The 17,087-nt window shown below is 66.3% G+C and carries 14 protein-coding genes; 6 read left to right on the top strand and 8 right to left on the bottom strand.

Annotation, left to right across the window (positions count from 1 at the left end):
* Window positions 1–2: 2 nt before the first annotated feature.
* From QO259_RS03755 to QO259_RS03735, 5 genes are all read right to left on the bottom strand, one after another.
* Complete coding sequence (locus QO259_RS03755) at window positions 3–1,811, bottom strand: type I secretion system permease/ATPase (protein ID WP_285951852.1); 1,809 nt, start codon at window positions 1,809–1,811, stop codon at window positions 3–5.
* 264 nt (window positions 1,812–2,075) lie between these two features.
* Window positions 2,076–3,338, bottom strand: a complete 1,263-nt coding sequence (gene glyA / locus QO259_RS03750; protein WP_285951851.1) for a serine hydroxymethyltransferase — start codon at window positions 3,336–3,338, stop codon at window positions 2,076–2,078.
* Window positions 3,339–3,689: 351 nt separating this feature from the next.
* A complete protein-coding gene (locus QO259_RS03745) occupies window positions 3,690–5,195 on the bottom strand; it encodes an aldehyde dehydrogenase (RefSeq protein ID WP_285951850.1) in 1,506 nt (501 codons plus the stop codon).
* A 150-nt stretch (window positions 5,196–5,345) separates the two neighbouring features.
* Window positions 5,346–7,883, bottom strand: coding sequence for an ABC transporter permease (locus tag QO259_RS03740; RefSeq protein WP_285951849.1), 2,538 nt, complete (start codon window positions 7,881–7,883; stop codon window positions 5,346–5,348).
* Window positions 7,880–8,611 (bottom strand): ABC transporter ATP-binding protein, encoded by a 732-nt coding sequence (locus tag QO259_RS03735; protein ID WP_285951848.1) that lies wholly within the window; start codon window positions 8,609–8,611, stop codon window positions 7,880–7,882. The genes QO259_RS03740 and QO259_RS03735 overlap by 4 nt, the downstream gene beginning before the upstream one ends.
* Before the next feature lie 698 nt (window positions 8,612–9,309).
* On the opposite strand from QO259_RS03735, the gene QO259_RS03730 reads away from it, so the two are divergent.
* Together QO259_RS03730 and QO259_RS03725 are read left to right on the top strand one after the other, a co-directional pair.
* Window positions 9,310–9,900, top strand: coding sequence for an arylesterase (locus QO259_RS03730; RefSeq protein WP_285951847.1), 591 nt, complete (start codon window positions 9,310–9,312; stop codon window positions 9,898–9,900).
* 169 nt (window positions 9,901–10,069) lie between these two features.
* Window positions 10,070–11,047: a zinc transporter ZntB gene (locus tag QO259_RS03725; RefSeq protein WP_285951846.1), complete on the top strand. Its 978-nt coding sequence runs from the start codon at window positions 10,070–10,072 to the stop codon at window positions 11,045–11,047.
* 25 nt (window positions 11,048–11,072) lie between these two features.
* Here QO259_RS03725 and QO259_RS03720 read toward each other — a convergent pair whose 3' ends face one another.
* Complete coding sequence (locus tag QO259_RS03720; RefSeq protein WP_207035249.1) at window positions 11,073–11,348, bottom strand: Rdx family protein; 276 nt, start codon at window positions 11,346–11,348, stop codon at window positions 11,073–11,075.
* 165 nt (window positions 11,349–11,513) lie between these two features.
* Between QO259_RS03720 and QO259_RS03715 the strand changes: the two genes are divergently transcribed.
* The 4 genes from QO259_RS03715 (at window position 11,514) to ettA (ending at window position 15,718) form a co-directional block, all read left to right on the top strand.
* Window positions 11,514–12,854 carry an MFS transporter gene (locus QO259_RS03715; protein WP_285951845.1) on the top strand — a complete coding sequence of 447 codons (1,341 nt, stop codon included), beginning with the start codon at window positions 11,514–11,516 and terminating at the stop codon, window positions 12,852–12,854.
* A 118-nt stretch (window positions 12,855–12,972) separates the two neighbouring features.
* On the top strand, window positions 12,973–13,419 hold the full coding sequence (locus QO259_RS03710) for a PAS sensor domain-containing protein (protein WP_051896227.1): 447 nt from the start codon (window positions 12,973–12,975) through the stop codon (window positions 13,417–13,419).
* Window positions 13,420–13,612: 193 nt separating this feature from the next.
* Window positions 13,613–13,813, top strand: coding sequence for a PA3496 family putative envelope integrity protein (locus tag QO259_RS03705; protein ID WP_035475238.1), 201 nt, complete (start codon window positions 13,613–13,615; stop codon window positions 13,811–13,813).
* A 243-nt stretch (window positions 13,814–14,056) separates the two neighbouring features.
* Window positions 14,057–15,718 carry an energy-dependent translational throttle protein EttA gene (gene ettA, locus QO259_RS03700; protein WP_035475240.1) on the top strand — a complete coding sequence of 554 codons (1,662 nt, stop codon included), beginning with the start codon at window positions 14,057–14,059 and terminating at the stop codon, window positions 15,716–15,718.
* A gap of 113 nt (window positions 15,719–15,831) precedes the next feature.
* On the opposite strand, the gene QO259_RS03695 is transcribed toward ettA, so the two are convergent.
* On the bottom strand, window positions 15,832–15,990 hold the full coding sequence (locus QO259_RS03695) for a DUF1328 domain-containing protein (RefSeq protein WP_035475241.1): 159 nt from the start codon (window positions 15,988–15,990) through the stop codon (window positions 15,832–15,834).
* A gap of 145 nt (window positions 15,991–16,135) precedes the next feature.
* On the bottom strand, window positions 16,136–17,050 hold the full coding sequence (gene lpxL, locus QO259_RS03690) for an LpxL/LpxP family Kdo(2)-lipid IV(A) lauroyl/palmitoleoyl acyltransferase (RefSeq protein WP_285951844.1): 915 nt from the start codon (window positions 17,048–17,050) through the stop codon (window positions 16,136–16,138).
* Window positions 17,051–17,087 lie beyond the last annotated feature (37 nt).

The following is a 17,087-nucleotide window of genomic DNA, read 5'->3' as shown; positions in this document are numbered from 1 at the left end:
GCTCAGTTCTGCTCCGAGGATTGCGAGTCGCTGCCCGTTGAGTTGCCACCACCCTGAACGGCGGCGAGACGGCTGCCCGATTTACGCCCAGTGGCCGCGTTGCTACCGGCGAGACTGGAGCGACCGGTACCGGCGGGCTTGGCGAATTGCGCCAGGACCTGATCGCGCGGGCCGAACATGCTGACCTGGCCGTCCTTGAGCACCAATAGCTGGTCGACGTGCTTGAGCACGCTCTGGCGATGGCTGATGACGAACAGCGTGGTGCCTTCTGCCTTGAGCTGGCGAATCGCCTCGCTCAGCGCACGCTCGCCGTTTTCGTCGAGGTTGGAGTTGGGCTCGTCGAGTACGACCAGCACCGGGTTACCGTAGAGCGCGCGCGCCAGCCCGATACGCTGGCGCTGGCCACCGGAGAGCGCACCACCGGCGCCGCTGATGACGGTGTCGTAGCCGTTGGGCAGTTGCAGGATCATCTCGTGCACGCCGGCTTTCTGGGCGGCGGCGACGACTTTCTGGGCATCGACCTCACCGAAACGGGCAATGTTCTCGCTGATGCTACCGTCGAACAGCTCGATGTCCTGGGGCAGATAGCCGATGTAGGGTCCGAGCTCGTCGCGGTTCCAGTGGATGATCTCGGCACCGTCCAGACGCACGCTGCCCACCTGGGTGGGCCACAGCCCCAGCATGACGCGGGCCAGCGTCGACTTACCGGCGGCACTGGGTCCGATGATGCCTACATGCTCACCACTGGGCACCGCGAAGTTGATGCCGCGAATGGTCGCCATGCGCACGCCGGGAGGGGCGGCGGCGACGGTCTCGATGGCGAGATCACCGCGCGGCGCCGGTAACGACATGTGGCGCTCTTCCGCCGGTATCTGATCGAGCAGATCGTTGAGGCGCTTGTAGGCGCTGCGCGACGCCACGAACCCTTTCCAACTGCCGATCATCTGGTCGATCGGTGACAGCGCGCGCCCCATGAGGATCGAACCGGCGATCATCATGCCCGGCGACATATCGCCCTCGAGTACCAAGAACGCCCCCAAACCGAGGATCATCGACTGGAACAGCATGCGCAGCACCTTGGAGGTGTTGGCAAGTGCGCCGGCGCGGTCGCTGGCCTGGGACTGTTTGGCGAGGAACTCATGATGCTTGCTGGCCCAGCGGCCCATGATGCCGGGCAGCATGCCCATGGCGTGCAGCACTTCGGAGTTGCGCAGGTTGGCGTTGGCCAGCTCCTGGGCCTTGATCTGCTCGGCGTTGGCCTCGGAAAGCAGCCCTTTGGTCGCCTTCTCGTTGGCGATCGCCAGGATCAGCAGGACGATACCGGCGCAGGTAGCGAAGACCCCAAGCCAGAAGTGGAAGAGGAACAGTACGCCGAGGTAGATGGGCACCCAAGGGGCATCGAAGAAGGCGAACAAGCCGTTGCCGGTCAGGAACTGGCGCAGATTGGTCATATCGCTCAGCGGCTGCGCTGACTGTTGACCCTGGGTCATCACGCTGCGCCGGAACATGGCACTGTAGAGGCGCTGGTTGACCATGGTATCGAGGCGATTACCGACGCGAATCAAGATGCGCGAGCGCACCAGCTCCAACAGCCCCATGACGAAAAACAGGAAGATCACCACCAGGGTGAGCATGAGCAGAGTATCCGCGCTGCGCGAAGAAATAACGCGGTCGTATACCTGCAACATGTAAAGAGGGGGAACCAGCATTAAAAGATTGATGAACATGCTGAAGAACCCCACCGAGGCGAACGACCCTCGACATGCTTTCAAGGCACGTTGCAGATCGGTGGCTTCTTGACGGCTGGCCATGCGTTCACTCACTGATAGTTGGATAACAAGGTGCGACAGGCGCCGGCAAGCCGCGCCTGAGTGTCCGCGCTCATTGCTTTGATGGGCTTCCGGCATTCAGCTGGGACATCCTGTCCCCGAAGCGAGGGGGCAAGGATATCAGAATCATGCCGCCAGCATGAGGGGGCATGGGTAAAATAGAACGAGGCGCCGCAATGCGGCGCCTCGATCAACTTCGACAAATGGCTTCAATTCAGCCATTGCCTGTCGCTGTAAGACTTTACATCAACGATACACCGGCAACCGGCCGCAGACGGCTTCGACCTGGCCCTTGACCGCGTTCTCGGCTTCGCTCGAGTCGCCCTGCTGCATGGCGTCGAGGATATCGCAGATCCAGCCGGCGAGATCGCTGCACTCGGTCTCACCGAAGCCGCGGGTGGTCACTGCCGGGGTGCCGATGCGCAGGCCGGAGGTGACGAACGGGCTCTGCGGGTCGTTGGGCACGGCGTTCTTGTTGACGGTGATGTGCGCACGCCCAAGCGCCGCATCGGCGTCCTTGCCGGTCAGGCCCTGCTTGACCAGCGAGAGCAGGAACAGATGGTCTTCGGTGCCACCGGAGACGACTTCGTAGCCGCGCTCGATGAACACGCCGGCCATCGCCTGGGCGTTCTTGACCACCTGCTGCTGGTAGCTCTTGAACTCGGGGTCCATGGCTTCCTTGAAGCAGACCGCCTTGGCCGCGATGACGTGCATCAGCGGGCCACCCTGGCCACCGGGGAATACCGCAGCCTGCAGCTTCTTCTCGATCTCGGCATCGTTCTCGGCGGAGAGAATCAGGCCGCCACGCGGGCCGCGCAGGGTCTTGTGCGTGGTGGTGGTGACCACGTGGGCGTGCGCCAGCGGGCTGGGGTAGACGCCAGCGGCGACCAGACCGGCGACGTGCGCCATGTCGACCAGCAGGTAGGCACCCACGCTGTCGGCGATCTCGCGGAACTTGGCCCAGTCGATGATCTGGGAGTAGGCCGAGAAGCCGGCGATGATCATCTTCGGCTGATGTTCCTTGGCCAGCTTGGCGACTTCGTCGTAATCGATCCGGCCGCTCTCGTCGATACCGTACTGCACCGCGTTGTAGTGCTTGCCGGAGAAGCTCGGCTTGGCGCCGTGGGTCAGGTGGCCACCGGCGTCGAGGCTCATGCCGAGAATGGTATCGCCCGGCTTGACCAGCGCCTGGAACACGGCGCCGTTGGCCTGGGAGCCGGAGTGCGGCTGAACGTTGGCGTAGCTCGCGCCGAACAGTTCCTTGGCGTAGTCGATCGCCATCTGCTCGATCACGTCGACGTGCTCGCAGCCGCCGTAGTAACGCTTGCCGGGATAGCCTTCCGCGTACTTGTTGGTCAGCTGCGCGCCCTGCGCCTGCATCACGCGCGGGCTGGCGTAGTTCTCGGAAGCGATCAGTTCGATATGCGCTTCCTGGCGCGCGACTTCCTGCTGCATCGCTTTCCACAGGGCATCGTCGAATCCGGCAATCTGCATGTCTCGCGTGAACATCGGCGGGTATCCTCGGCTCGGGGAGGGGACGATCGGACCCGCCCCCGGCGGACTCCGATCATGAAAACGTGGCGCGATGATACCCCAGCGCCGGCGGCCTTTCCTATGAAAGTCCGTCATGCGCGCGCGCATAATTTCTCACCTTGGCTTTAGCCTGGGTAAAACGTCCCCGGATGCGACATCCGCTGTCGGCGCACCGTCTTTCGGGTGCGCCGCGCGGGCCGCTGGCATGCTGGAGTTTGCCTACACCATTCGCGCCCGGCGCCGCCTTGGTGCCAGCGCGCGTCGCACATCGCGGGTGGCCGCTGACGACGCTGCGCCGCCAGCGGAACGCTCGACCGGCGCCGCGCCTCAGGGGGTCAAGGAGATCCAGACGGTCTTGAGGTCGGAGTACTCCTCCAGCGAGTGGTGGGACTTGTCGCGGCCGTTGCCCGACTGCTTGACGCCACCGAAGGGCACAGTCTGATCCATGCCAGCCCAGTTGTTGACGTAGACCTGCCCCGACTGCAGCCGCCGCGAGACGCGCATGATGCGGTCGATATCCTGGCTCCAGACCCCCGCCGCCAGGCCGTAGTCGCTGTCGTTGGCCAGCGCGATCGCCTCCTCTTCGGTGTCGAAGCCGAATACCGACAGCACCGGGCCGAAGATCTCCTCACGGCCGATCGCCATGCTCGGCGAGACGCCGTCAAAAATCGTCGGCGGGATGAACAGCCCCGGCCCCTCCGTGGCACTGCCGCCACTGCGAAGGGTGGCACCCTCTTCGACCCCGCGGCGGATATAGTCGAGCACACGCTGATACTGGGTGCGGTCGACCATCGCGCCCATGAAACTCGCCGGATCGAGCGGGTCGCCAGGCTGCATGTGCTCGGCGGCCGCCAGCAGCTTGTCGACGAAGGTCTCGCGGATGCGATTCTCCACCAGCAGCCGGGAGGCGGCGATGCACACCTCTCCCTGGTTATGGAAGATCGCCTCGGCGGCATGGCGAGCCACGGCGTCGAGATCCTTGCAGTCGGCGAAGACCAGGTTGGGGCTCTTGCCGCCGCACTCCAGATAGACGCGCTTGAGGTTGGATTGCCCAGCGTACTGCATCAACTGTTTGCCCACCGCAGTGGAGCCGGTGAAGGCCAGGCAGTCGACGCCCATCGACAGCGCCAGCGCCTTGCCCACGGTGTGGCCGAAGCCGGGGAGCACCTGGAAGACGCCGCCAGGTAGCCCGGCCTCGCGCGCCAGCGCCGCCAGACGCAGCGCCGACAGCGGCGACTTCTCCGAAGGCTTCAATATCACGCTGTTGCCGGCGGCCAAGGCCGGGGCGATCTTCCACGCGGTCATCATCAGCGGGAAGTTCCACGGCACGATCGAGGCGACCACCCCGAGTGGCTCGCGCAGCACCAGGCCCAGAGCATCGTCGCCGGTGGGCGCGACTTCGCCGTAGAGCTTGTCGATCGACTCGGCGTGATGGCGCAGGCAGCCGATGGCACCGCTCATGTCCCCCAGGGAACTGCCGATCGGCTTGCCCATGTCGAGGGTGTCGAGCAGTGCCAGCTCCGCCTTGTGTGCCTCCATCAGCTCGGCGAGGCGCAGCAGCACCGCCTTGCGCGCCCCGGGCGGGCGCCGCGACCACGCCCCTTCATCGAAGGCACGCCGCGCTCGGGCTACGGCCTTGTCGGCGTCGGCGACATCGCAGCTGGCGACCTCGGCGAGGGTGTCGCCGGTGGCCGGGTTGATGCTGGCGAAGGTCTCGCCGCTCTCCGCGTCGACGAAGGCATCGTCGATGAAGGCGCGGGTCTCGATCGTCAGCTCGCCGGCCAGACGCTGCCAGTCGGCCCGGGTCATCGCATCGGTCTTTGTTTCGGTCATAGCATTGGTCATCGCATCGCTCATTGCATGGCTCATCGCGGGTTTCTCCTCGGACGCTGTCAGCAGAGCATACGCCGGCCGAGGCCTGCGCGGCACCTCGCCGCGGAGCCCCGCGCACGCCCCACCAATTCGCTAATCGCCCTTCCCCAATCACCCTTCTCCTAACAGCCCCAGGCTCTGCACCGGCGCCTGCCGGCGTAGGCCACGCGACAGTAGATGCCCGATCACGCCGATGAGCAGCGCGCCGCCGAACGGCAGCACCAACCATAGCCATAGATGCAGGCGCGGGGCGAGATCGAGCCAGCCGGCGTAGATGCCAAGCGCAGCGCCCTCGGCCAGCAGCGCCGCCATCAGCCCGCTGGTGAAGCCGAGCAGCGCGAACTCGACACCCTGGACCCGCGAGAGCAGGCGCTGCCCGGCGCCGAAGACCCGCAGCAGCCCACTTTCGTGGGCGCGCAGAGTCTGGCTGGCGGTGAGCGCGGCATAGAGCACGCTGATCCCGGCGAGCAGCACGAAGCCCAGCACCAGCTCCACCGCCCGGGTGACCTGGGCCAGCAGCTCGCGCACCCGGGCGAGGATGGCGTCGACATTGAGCAGCGAGACGCCGGGATAGGCCGCGACCAGCCGTCCCAGCACGTCGCCGTGGGCGGCGGCATCGAGGTGGAAGGCGGTGATGTAGCTATGGCCGTAGCGCTCGAGTACGCCGGGCGGGAAGATCACGAAGAAATTGGGGCGAAAGCTGTCCCAGTCGAGGTCGCGCAGGCTGGTGATCTCGCCGGTCACGCTGTCGCTGCCGATGGTAAACGTCAGGCTGTCGCCCAGCCCCACCCCGAGGCGCTCGGCGAGGCCGCGCTCGACCGAGATCGGCACGCTGCCCGCGGCCACCTGGGTGTCGGCGTCGAACCAGCGCCCGGCGACCAGTCGATTGCTCTCCGGCAGCGCCGCGCGCCAGGTGAGGTTGAGTTCGCGCTTGAGCGCATTGTCGTCCCGGTGTGCCGCGGGTACCGCTTCGCGCGCCGGGCGGTCGTCGATGGCCGTCAGACGCCCGCGCACCATCGGGTAGAGCGCACTTCGGGTATCGGCGACCTGATCGAGAATGTCACTGAAGCCCTCACGCTCGCCGGGCTGGATATTGATCGCGAAGTAGTTGGGCGTATCCGCCGGTAGCTGAGTCTGCCAGGCACTCAGCAGATCGCCACGGACCAGAGTGATGATCGCCATCGCCGCGAAGGTGACGGCAAAGGCCAGCAGTTGGCCGAGACTCGCCTGGCGCCGCCGTGCCAGCTGACTCGCGCCCAGGCGCAGGGCGCGGCTGGCCTCGCCGCCACGCGCACCGAAACGGGTGGCCAGGCGAAGCACCAGTGCCAGCAGCAGCCAGCCCAGCCCCCACAGCACCACGAGGACGATCAGCCCGCCCACCAGCAGCGCTGCGGCGAGCCCAGGATCGCCGGAGTAGAGCCACAGCAGCGCGCCGAACACCAGGCTGGCCACCGCCACCACCAGCCACGCCGAAGCGGGCAGCGGATCGAGCTCGCGGCGCAGCACCTTGAGTGCACTGACCCGCTGCAGGCGCAGCAGCGTCGGCCCGGCGAAACCCACCAGCACCGCCAGCGCGGTCAATACCCCCAGCAGCAGCGGCAGCATGCCCGGCGCCGGCAGCGTCAGCGGTAGAAAGCGCGCCAGCAGGGCCAGCAGCGCGGCCTGCCCCACCAACCCCAGCAACGCCCCCACCGCCGAGGCCGCCAGCGCCAGCCAAGCCAACTGCCAGGCGAACAGCTGGGCCAGCTGGCGCTGACTGGCGCCGAAGCAGCGCAGCAGCGCGGCGGTATCCAGATGGCGGTCGACATAGCGCCGGGTGGCCATGGCCACCGCCACCCCGGCGAGCAGCACCGCCGCCAGCCCGGAGAGACTCAGGTACTTCTGCGCCCGGGTCAGGGCGCTGCCGAGCTGCGGCTGGTCGTCGCGTACGTCCTCGACCTCCACGCCCTGCTGGCGCAGCCGCGTGAGCAGATCGCCCACCGCCGCCACCGCCGCGGGGGAGCCCTTGGCCAGCAGTTCGTATTCGATCCGCGAACCTGGACGCACCAGCCCGGTGGCGTCGAGATCGGCCAGACGCATCATCAGCCGCGGGCTGAGACTGGCGAACCCCGCCGACTGATCCGGTTCGCGGTCGATCAGCCCGGACACCGTCAACTCACGCTGACCCACCTGCACCGGTTCGCCGATCGCCACGTCGAGCAGTTGGGCGAGTCGCGGCGCGATCCATACGCTGCCCGGCGCCGGCCCCGCGGCGCGCTCGACAATGCCCTCGCCGAGGTCGACGCGCAGCTTGCCGTAGAGCGGATAGGCGCCGTCGACCACCTTGAGGCTGGCCAGTTGGAAGGCGTCGCCACGGCTGACCATGGAGACGGTATCGACCTGATCGGAGAGGGTCAGCCCGGCAGTGCGCAGCGTGTCACGCAGGTCATCGCCGAAAGGGTCACTCTGTTCGAGCTTGATGTCGCCGCCCATCAGCTGGCCGGCCTGACGGGTCAGGCCACGATCCAGGCGGTCGAGAAAGAAGCCGATCATGGTGGTCGCCGCCACCGCCAGCACCAGGGCGACGAACAGCGCGCGCACGTCTCCGGCGCGCAGATCGCGCCGGAGCCCCTTGAACGACAGCGCCAGCAGCGAACCGGCCGCCCTCATGCCTGCACCTCATCGGGCTCGAGTGCCACCAGTCGGCCGCCGTCGAGACGCAGGCAGCGCTGGCAGCGCCGCGCCAGATGAGGGTCGTGGGTGACCAGCACCAGAGTGGTGCCGGCCTCGCGGTTGAGCGCGAACAGCGACTCGATGATCGCGCTGCCGGTGTCGCGGTCGAGATTGCCGGTAGGCTCGTCGGCGAACACCAGCTCGGGCCGGGTGACGAAGGCGCGCGCCACCGCAACGCGCTGCTGCTCGCCGCCGGAGAGCTGCTTGGGTAGATGATGAAGACGCTCGCCGAGCCCGACCCGGCCGAGCCAGTCACGCGCCCGCTGCTGATGATCGCGGCCGGGCGTCAGCTCCAGCGGCAGCATCACGTTCTCCAGCGCGGTCAGGGTGGGCAGGAGCTGGAAGTTCTGGAACACGAAACCCACGCGACCGGCGCGCAGCGCGGCGCGGCCATCCTCGTCGAGCGCCGGCAGTGCGGTACCGAACAGCGCGAGTTCGCCATGGCTGGGCGTATCCAGCCCCGCCAACAGCGCCAGCAGGGTCGATTTCCCCGCTCCGGAACTGCCCAGGATCGCCACGCTCTCGCCGGGCATGACGCACAGGTCGAGGTCGTCGAGGATGGTCAACTGGCGCTCGCCGCTGGTGACCTGCTTGCCGAGGCCGCGGGCCTCGAGCGTCGGGATCGCGTCGGCCGAGGCGGCACGCGAGTCGCGGGAATCGGACATGAATCGGGGCTTCCTGTGCGGTGGCGCGTCCCGCTGGATGTCGGCGGCATCCCACCGCGCGGCCAGCCGTGGACGCCGATGCTCTCCACTCTGGCACGGATCCCACCGACCGGCCAGGTGCGTCCCGACACCCTGCAGAGCGCATTCGCCATCTCCGTAGCGCCTGTCGGCTCCTGGATCATGATGCCTGAAGGCCAAAGGGGTAGCGACGCCTCATGAAACCATGGTCACGCCGCCTGGCGGAATCGTGGTCGTGACGCTTGCCGGAATCGTGGTTGCAACGGCAACATGGCGATTTCGGCCGCCCACTGTCTATCCGGTTCATGCTCGGCACCCGCTTCCGCCAGGGAAGTCGGGGCCCGAAAGCGCTTATTAGAGTTTGTACGAAAAGTCAGCGAGCGAAGGCAAGACAAGGCAAAAATCGGCGAAAACGCGGAGTTTACGGGGTGTAAATGAGCATTTTGAGCCGATTTTTGACGCCGTATTGCCGAGTGCAGGTAGTTTTCGTACAGAGTCCAGCGTTTTGCCGAGCCCCTGATCGGATAAGATCCGCGTTCGCCGATTATCCCGAGGAGTGAGACATGTTGCCTGGTTCGAGGATGCCCGGTTCGACGATGCCCGGTTCGACGAAGAGGTCGACGACGTCATGGCTGCGCGCCTGCTGGACGCGTGCGCGGGGCCCACTGCTGGCGATGGCCATGGCGCTGACGCTACTGCCCGGCACCGCGCAGGCACACACGCTGTTGGTGATGGGTGACAGTCTCAGTGCCGCCTATGGTATCGACCCTCAGGCGGGCTGGGTCAGCCTGCTCGAACGCAAGCTGGGCAAAGGCTACCCGGTCATCAACGCCAGCATCTCCGGCGAGACCACCTCGGGCGGCGCCGCCCGCCTGCCCGAGCTGCTCAAGCAGCATCACCCGGATATCGTGCTGCTCGAACTCGGCGGTAACGACGGCCTGCGCGGACTCTCGCCCCAACAGATGAAGGTCAATCTGGCCAAGATGGTCGAACGCAGCCGCGCGGAGGGCGCCCGCGTCCTGCTGCTGGGCATCGAGGTGCCACCCAACTACGGCCCCGCCTATACCAACGCCTTTCGTAACGTCTTCACTCAGCTCGCCGACGAGCACGATCTGCCGCTGGTGCCGTTTCTGCTCGAAGACGTCGATCTCGACAGCATGCTGCAGGCGGACGGCATCCATCCGACCGCCGAAGCCCAGCCGATCATCCTGGCCAATGTCTGGGCCAAGCTCGAACCGATGCTCGCCGACGACGTCGACGACCAGCGCTGAGCCGGATGGTAGCGCCTGGCACGCGGTCAACGGCGTGCTAGGCTATGGACGCAAACTGCCTGCAGTCGCCGGCCGAGCCTGCTGACACCGCATGAGCAGGCCATACCGACCAAGTCAGATGCGATTCAAGCCCGAGGAGGCACCGGGCGCCCCACCGAGAGGTCAACAGATGCAGATGGAAGGCGATACGGCGCTGGTTGCCGCCTATGAATTGAACGGCAGCGGCGGCGGCTCATTGCTCAGCGTGAGACAGCTGCGCGAAGCCTGGCAGTCGCCGGAGCGACCGCTGTGGATGCATCTCGATTTCCGCCACACCGACGTGGGCACCTATCTCGAAGATATCGCCGGGCTCGACGAGGCAGCGATCGAGGCGCTGCTCGAGGAGGATACCCGCCCACGCGTGGCCAAGTTCCGCAACGGCGCGGTGAGCACGCTGCGCGGCGTCAATCTCAACCCCGGAGCCGCCCCGGAGGATTTGATCTCGCTGCGCATCTGGATCTCCGCTAACCGCCTGATCACGCTGCGCCGGCGTCCGCTGAAATCGGTCAGCGAAGTGCGCGAGCGCATCGATCGCGGCGAGGGCGCACTGTCGGTACCCGACCTGCTCGCGTGGCTGGCGGAGACCCTGGTCGACAACGTCGGCGACGTGGCTCACCAGCTCGACGACCGCCTGGGCGAGCTGGAAGAGGACCAGTTGAGCGATCGCGAGATCGACCCCGACGATCTATCGCACCTGCGCCGCTCGCTGATCACCCTGCGCCGCTTCATGGGCCCCCAGCGCGACTGCCTCGAACAGATCGCCCACGGGCCCGACAGCTTCGACGAGGATACCCGGGTCTCGGTACGCGAGAGCGCCAACCAGCTATCGCGCTACGTCGAGGACTTTCACGCCATGCAGGAGCGCGCGCTGATCCTGCAGGAGCAATTGCTCAACGAGCACAACGAACGCCTCAACCAGCGCATGTACATGCTGGCGATCGTCACCACGGTGTTCCTGCCGCTGAGCTTTCTGACCGGCCTGCTGGGCATCAACGTCGGGGGTATCCCCGGCGCCGACAGCCACTACGGATTTGCCGTCTTCGTCGCCATCACCGCCGTGGTCGGCGGCGCGGTGATGTGGCTGCTCAAGCGCAAGCACTGGTGGTAGGCGATCCGCGTCGCCCAGCGGCGTCTCAGTCGCCGCGGTCGACGTGGCCCAGGTCGCGCTGCGGGTCGAGCCGGTCGCGCACCCGGCGCTTGAGCTCCTTGATCTCGGGGAAGCCGCCGTCGCGCTTGCGCTCCCATAGGGTCTGCTCGTCGTAGAGCACCTCGAAGTGGCCGCCGTGGCTGGGCGCCAGCGCCACCTGTTCGAGATCCTCACCGAAGGTCTGCAACAGTTCCTGGGCATACCAGCCGGCACGTAGCAGCCACTGGCATTGCGTACAATAATGAATGCGGATGCGGGCCATACGACTCTCCTCGGGGCTCTCCTCGGGGACTTTCCCCGGCGATGATTGCACTGGCGCGCATGATGCGCGGTTCACCGCGCCGGACTCAAGCGCGCGGCCGGCGAGTCGCAGGCTGGACGGCTACGACGACCGCTTATCACCCAACCGAAAACAAGGACGTTTTCCATGACGGCAAGAAGTTCAAGCACTCACGGCGGCGATGACGACAGCCTCACTCGCCTCTTCGAACGCGTCACCGGCGACGACGACAGCCGCATGTGCCGGGATATCTCCGACGCCGCCTGCCAGGAGCAGCCAGGCAACTTTTTTCGCCACCTGGTGGCGGCGCTGGGCAACAAACTCGCCGATGAGCTCTCCAACGCGCGCCTGATCCTGCCCTGGCTGATGGGGGCGATCGGCGCGCCGGTATGGATGGTCGGCCTGCTGGTGCCGATCCGTGAGGCCGGGGCCCTGCTGCCGCAGCTGTTGATCGCGGGCTATATCCGCCTGCGCGAGATTCGCAAATGGGTGTGGGTGGCCGGCGGCGTGGCCCAGGCCGTGGGCGCGGTGCTGCTTGGCCTGCTGGCGCTGTTCGGCCACGGTAGCTGGGGCGGCGCGCTGGTGCTGATCGCGCTGACCGGGCTCTCGCTGGGGCGCGGCCTCTCCTCGGTGGCGACCAAGGACGTGATGGGCAAGACCATCGCCAAGCAGCGGCGTGGCACGCTGATGGGCTGGAGCGCCAGTGCCGCCGGGGCGCTGACGCTGCTCGTGGGCGTCGGGCTGATGCTGATGGGCGACCGCCCCGGCACCTGGGCGCTGGCGGTGCTGCTGTTCGCCGCCGCGCTGGGCTGGGCGCTCAACGCCCTGTGCGCGGCCGCGATCCGCGAAGCGCCGGGCGCCACCGAGGGCGGTGCCAACGCCTGGGACAGCGTCAAGCAGGGGGTCTCGCTGATGCGCCGCGATCGCCGTTTCCTGCACTTCAATCTCTCCCGCGCCCTGCTGCTGTCGAGCGCCCTGGCGCTGCCCTATCTGGCCCTGCTGGGCCAGCAGAACAGCGGCACCGACCTGGCCAGCCTGGGCATTCTGGTACTCACCTCAGGGGTCGCCGGCATGATCGGCGGGCCGATCTGGGGGCGTCTGGCCGATCGCTCCAGTCGGCGCGTCATGCGCAATGCCGCCATCGGCGCCGCCCTGTGCTGTGTCGCCGGCGCCGCCTGCGTGCTGCTGCCGGAGGCCGCGCGCACCAGCGTGTGGCCCTACGCCGTGGTCTATGGCCTGCTGATGATCGCCCACGCGGGCATTCGCCTGGGGCGCAAGACCTACGTGGTGGATCTCTCCGACAGCGACACCCGGGCGCTCTACGTCGCCTTCTCCAATACTTTCACCGGGGTGCTGATGCTGATCGTCGGCCTGCTGCTCGGCGTGCTCGCCCAGTGGCTGGGTAGCGCCCCGCTGTTGCTGCTGCTGGCGCTGCTGGCGCTGGCCGCCGCGGCAAGCTCGCATGCCCTGGCCGAAGTCGAGGCTTGAAGCGTCTTGCCCCGCCCGCGCCGGGCGCTGTCAAAGCGTTGTAATCCAACGGCGCCATGGCATCATGACAGCTTGTATCGTCCCTACAAACCGTCGCATGTCCAGCCTGGAGACACGGATGGCCAGTAACCCCAAGCGTCCCCCCATGATCAGCCCGGCCCTGCTCGAGCGCATCGTCAACGCCTCGGACGATGGGATCGTCGTCGCCGAGCAGGAGGGTGACGAGAATATCCTGATCTACGTCAACGAGGGCTTCGAGCGCCTCACCGGCTACAGCATCGACGAGATTCTCTATCGCGACTGCCGTTTCCTGCAGAATGGCGACCGCGACCAGCCCGCGATCGACCGCGTGCGTACCGCGCTGCGCGAGGGCCGCTCCTGCCGCGAGGTGCTGCGCAACTACCGCAAGGACGGCTCCCAGTTCTGGAACGAGCTGTCGATCACGCCAGTCTACGACGAAGAGGATCAGCTGACCTATTTCGTAGGGGTACAGAAGGACGTGACCGGGTTGGTCGAAGCCTTGCAGGAGCTGGAAGCGCTCAAGGCCGAGCGCGACCCGGCCTGAGCCGCAGCCGACCTGCCACGCGGCCCCGGTCGGCTATCCTGATCCGCTGTCCTGACTGGCTGTCCTGACTGGCTATTCCGATGCAGGGCGTCGATAGATTTTTTCAAACGGCCAAAGGCTTGTCTTGCGGCGCATTCGGCGATATATAGCCCTCGAGCATCATCAGGATGCCGTCACATCGGAGGGCCAAACGATGAGCCGTGAAGATTACGCCGAGGACCAAGAGCTTTACGACGCCGTCAACGACGAGCAATTCGAGCGTCCCCGCAGCAGCAAGGCCGACACCCTGAAGGCGCGCCGCCAGGTCGAGGCGCTGCTGGAAGAGCGCCGCCTGAAACGTGCGATCGAGGACGATTGGTACGCGGATTTCGACGACGAGGACGAGGAGGAGTGAGCGGATCACTCCCCCTTCATAGCCGTAACGACGGGCGCTCAGGCGTCCGTTCGCGTTAGCGGCCAGCGGTCGCAATCGCGTCGCTAGTCATATACCCTGCTTTATCCGTGTCGCCACCCCGCAGGTCGGTGCCGCCGGTCACGCTTTTCCAGGCGCGTGACTCCGCGACGCCCACCGCCCCGGGGCTGCCAGCGACCCTGACCCGATCTCATTGACCGCGATACTCAACCGAACCGGATTCCCATGGCGCAATACGTTTTCACCATGAACCGGGTGGGCAAGGTCGTCCCCCCGAAACGCGAGATCCTCAAGGACATCTCGCTCTCCTTCTTCCCCGGCGCCAAGATCGGCGTGCTCGGTCTCAACGGGGCCGGCAAGTCGACGCTGCTGCGGATCATGGCCGGCGTCGACACCGAGTACAACGGCGAAGCACGGCCGATGCCGGGTATCAATATCGGCTACCTGCCGCAGGAGCCCGAGCTCGACGACACCAAGAGCGTGCGCGAGACGGTCGAAGAGGCCCTGGGCGAGGTCAAGGCCGCACAGGAGAAGCTCGAAGGCGTCTACGCCGCCTACGCCGAGCCGGATGCCGACTTCGACGCTCTGGCCGCCGAGCAGGCGCGCCTGGAGAACATCATCGAGGCCGCCGACGCCCACAACATCGAGCGCAAGCTCGAAGTCGCCGCCGAAGCGCTGCGTCTGCCGCCCTGGGATGCCCGTGTGGGTCATCTCTCCGGCGGTGAGCGCCGCCGTGTGGCGCTGTGCCGGCTGCTGCTGTCGAGCCCGGACATGCTGCTGCTCGACGAGCCGACCAACCACCTCGATGCCGAGTCGGTGGCCTGGCTGGAGCGCTTCCTCCACGACTACCCCGGCACCGTGGTGGCGATCACCCACGACCGCTACTTCCTCGACAACGTCGCCGGCTGGATTCTCGAACTCGACCGTGGCCACGGTATCCCGTTCGAGGGCAACTACTCCCAGTGGCTCGAGTCCAAGGAGAAGCGGCTCGAGCAGGAGGCCAAGGCCGAGGCGGGTCGCCAGCGCGCGATCAAGCAGGAGCTGGAGTGGGTGCGGCAGAACCCCAAGGGGCGTCAGGCCAAGAGCAAGGCGCGCCTCAACCGCTTCGACGAACTGCAGTCCGGCGATTACCAGAAGCGCAACGAGACCAACGAGATCTACATTCCGCCCGGGCCGCGCCTGGGTGACAAGGTCATCGAGTTCCACGACGTCGCCAAGCGTTTCGACGACAAGCTGCTGTTCGACAATCTGTCGTTCCAGATTCCGGCAGGCGCGATCGTGGGGATCGTCGGCGGCAACGGCGCCGGCAAGTCGACCCTGTTCAAGCTGATCGCCGGCAAGGAGCAGCCGGACAGCGGCGAGGTGGTGGTGGGCGAGACCGTCGACATCGCCTACGTCGAGCAGCTGCGCGACCACTTCGACAACACCCAGACCGTGTGGCAGGCCGTCTCCGACGGGCATGACATGCTCAGCATCAACGGCTATGAAGTCTCGTCGCGGGCCTATGTGGGGCGCTTCAACTTCAAGGGCACCGACCAGCAGAAGCGTCTCGGCGAGCTTTCCGGCGGTGAGCGTGGGCGCCTGCAGCTGGCACAGACGCTCAAGCAGGGCGCCAACGTGCTGCTGCTCGACGAACCCTCCAACGATCTCGATATCGAGACCCTGCGCGCCCTCGAGGAGGCCCTGCTCGCCTTCCCCGGCTGCGCCTTGGTGATCTCCCACGACCGCTGGTTCCTCGACCGTATCGCCACCCACATCCTCGCCTACGAGGGCGACTCCAGCGTGGTGTTCTTCGAGGGCAACTACACCGACTACGAAGCCGACCATCAGAAGCGGGTCGGCAACGACACGCCCAAGCGCATGAAGTACAAGCGCATCGACGCCTGAGGCAGGCATCGCCCACCCGCACGGGATGGGCGAATTGCTGCCTCAGCAACGCAAACGCCCGCCTGAAAAGGCGGGCGTTTGCGTCTGGTCACCTTGAATGTCGGTATTGGTGCCTAGCGACCACGGCCGCGTATCAGCGATACGACAAACAGGATCAGGAAGATGACGAATAGCACCTTGGCGATCGTCGCCGCGATCCCGGCGACCCCGCCGAACCCGAGAACGCCGGCGATGATGGCGACGATGAGAAAAATCACGGCATAACTGAGCATGGCTTTACTTCCTGTGCTGGCCTGATAAGTGCCGCGCGACGGCATGCCCCGCGACGCCCTGCCCTCGCAATCCTTGAGGGTACCTTAAGCCTTGTTGGTGAAGCGCTTTTCGTCAAGGTAGGCAGGGTATCGGTTTGCAACCAGCTCAATAGACCGACGGCTCACCCGGTGGGCGCGTCTTGAAGCGTCGATGCAGCCATAGATACTGCTCCGGATGCCGCCGGATCGCCTGTTCGATGAAGGCGTTGACCAGGGTCGCGTCGGCGACCTCGTCGTCGCTGGGGAAGTTCTCGAATGCCGGCAGATACTCCAGGGTGTAGGTGCGATCATCGGGGTTGCGGTGGAACATGAACGGCATGACCGGCGCCCCGGTCATGCGCGCGATCTTGGCGGTGAGCTTGAGCGTTGCCGCCTCGACCCCGAAGAAGGGCGCGAAGACGCTGGCGTCACGACCGAAGTCCTGGTCCGGCGAGTACCACACCACGTGGCCCGACTTGATCCGGCGTACCACGCCGCGCAGATCGTGGCGATCGATCGCGGCGCCGAAGATATCGCGCCGGGCACGGGTCATGAAGTTCTCGAACACCGGATTGTCGTGGGGTCGATAGACCACGTCCGCAGGGAAAAACAGCGAGTGCAGCGCCCCGCCCAGATCGAGGGTCGAGAAATGGATGCCGATCACCAGCACCCCCTTGCCCTGGGCCCGCGCCCGCTCCATGTGCTCGATACCGCGGAAGGCGATGCGCTGGCGCAGGTGCTCGGGATTACGGCACCAGCCGGTGGCGGTCTCGAGGATGCCGATACCGTTGGCGACGAAGGTGCGCTTGACCATCTCCGCACGCTTGTCGTTGTCCCACTCGGGGAAGCACAGCGCCAGATTGGTATCGGTGATGTGCCGGCGCCGCTTGGCCAGACGCCAGCTCAGCAGGCCGATGCCACGGCCCACGGCCAGCTTGAGCCGCCACGGCAGGAAGGCGCTCGCCTTCATCAGCGCGATGGCGAACCAGGTGCCCCAGTAGCGGGGATGGGCATGATTGGCGGGATAGACTTTCTTGGCCATAACGCTTCCAGATTCACAGTGATGACGAGCGGCGCGC

This window comes from Salinicola sp. JS01 (assembly GCF_030284585.1).
Taxonomy (GTDB): domain Bacteria; phylum Pseudomonadota; class Gammaproteobacteria; order Pseudomonadales; family Halomonadaceae; genus Salinicola.
This window is presented reverse-complemented; position numbering and strand designations above follow the sequence as displayed.

Excerpts from the sequence above, each read along its gene's own strand:
- QO259_RS03730 (WP_285951847.1), top strand. The coding sequence starts at position 9,310 with ATGGCGCTGACGCTACTGCCCGGCACCGCGCAGGCACACACGCTGTTG.
- QO259_RS03710 (WP_051896227.1), top strand. The coding sequence starts at position 12,973 with ATGGCCAGTAACCCCAAGCGTCCCCCCATGATCAGCCCGGCCCTGCTC.
- QO259_RS03720 (WP_207035249.1), bottom strand. The coding sequence starts at position 11,348 with ATGGCCCGCATCCGCATTCATTATTGTACGCAATGCCAGTGGCTGCTA.
- lpxL (WP_285951844.1), bottom strand. The coding sequence starts at position 17,050 with ATGGCCAAGAAAGTCTATCCCGCCAATCATGCCCATCCCCGCTACTGG.
- QO259_RS03705 (WP_035475238.1), top strand. The coding sequence starts at position 13,613 with ATGAGCCGTGAAGATTACGCCGAGGACCAAGAGCTTTACGACGCCGTC.
- glyA (WP_285951851.1), bottom strand. The coding sequence starts at position 3,338 with ATGTTCACGCGAGACATGCAGATTGCCGGATTCGACGATGCCCTGTGG.
- QO259_RS03740 (WP_285951849.1), bottom strand. The coding sequence starts at position 7,883 with ATGAGGGCGGCCGGTTCGCTGCTGGCGCTGTCGTTCAAGGGGCTCCGG.
- QO259_RS03755 (WP_285951852.1), bottom strand. The coding sequence starts at position 1,811 with ATGGCCAGCCGTCAAGAAGCCACCGATCTGCAACGTGCCTTGAAAGCA.
- QO259_RS03735 (WP_285951848.1), bottom strand. The coding sequence starts at position 8,611 with ATGTCCGATTCCCGCGACTCGCGTGCCGCCTCGGCCGACGCGATCCCG.
- QO259_RS03725 (WP_285951846.1), top strand. The coding sequence starts at position 10,070 with ATGCAGATGGAAGGCGATACGGCGCTGGTTGCCGCCTATGAATTGAAC.
- ettA (WP_035475240.1), top strand. The coding sequence starts at position 14,057 with ATGGCGCAATACGTTTTCACCATGAACCGGGTGGGCAAGGTCGTCCCC.
- QO259_RS03715 (WP_285951845.1), top strand. The coding sequence starts at position 11,514 with ATGACGGCAAGAAGTTCAAGCACTCACGGCGGCGATGACGACAGCCTC.
- QO259_RS03695 (WP_035475241.1), bottom strand. The coding sequence starts at position 15,990 with ATGCTCAGTTATGCCGTGATTTTTCTCATCGTCGCCATCATCGCCGGC.
- QO259_RS03745 (WP_285951850.1), bottom strand. The coding sequence starts at position 5,195 with ATGACCGAAACAAAGACCGATGCGATGACCCGGGCCGACTGGCAGCGT.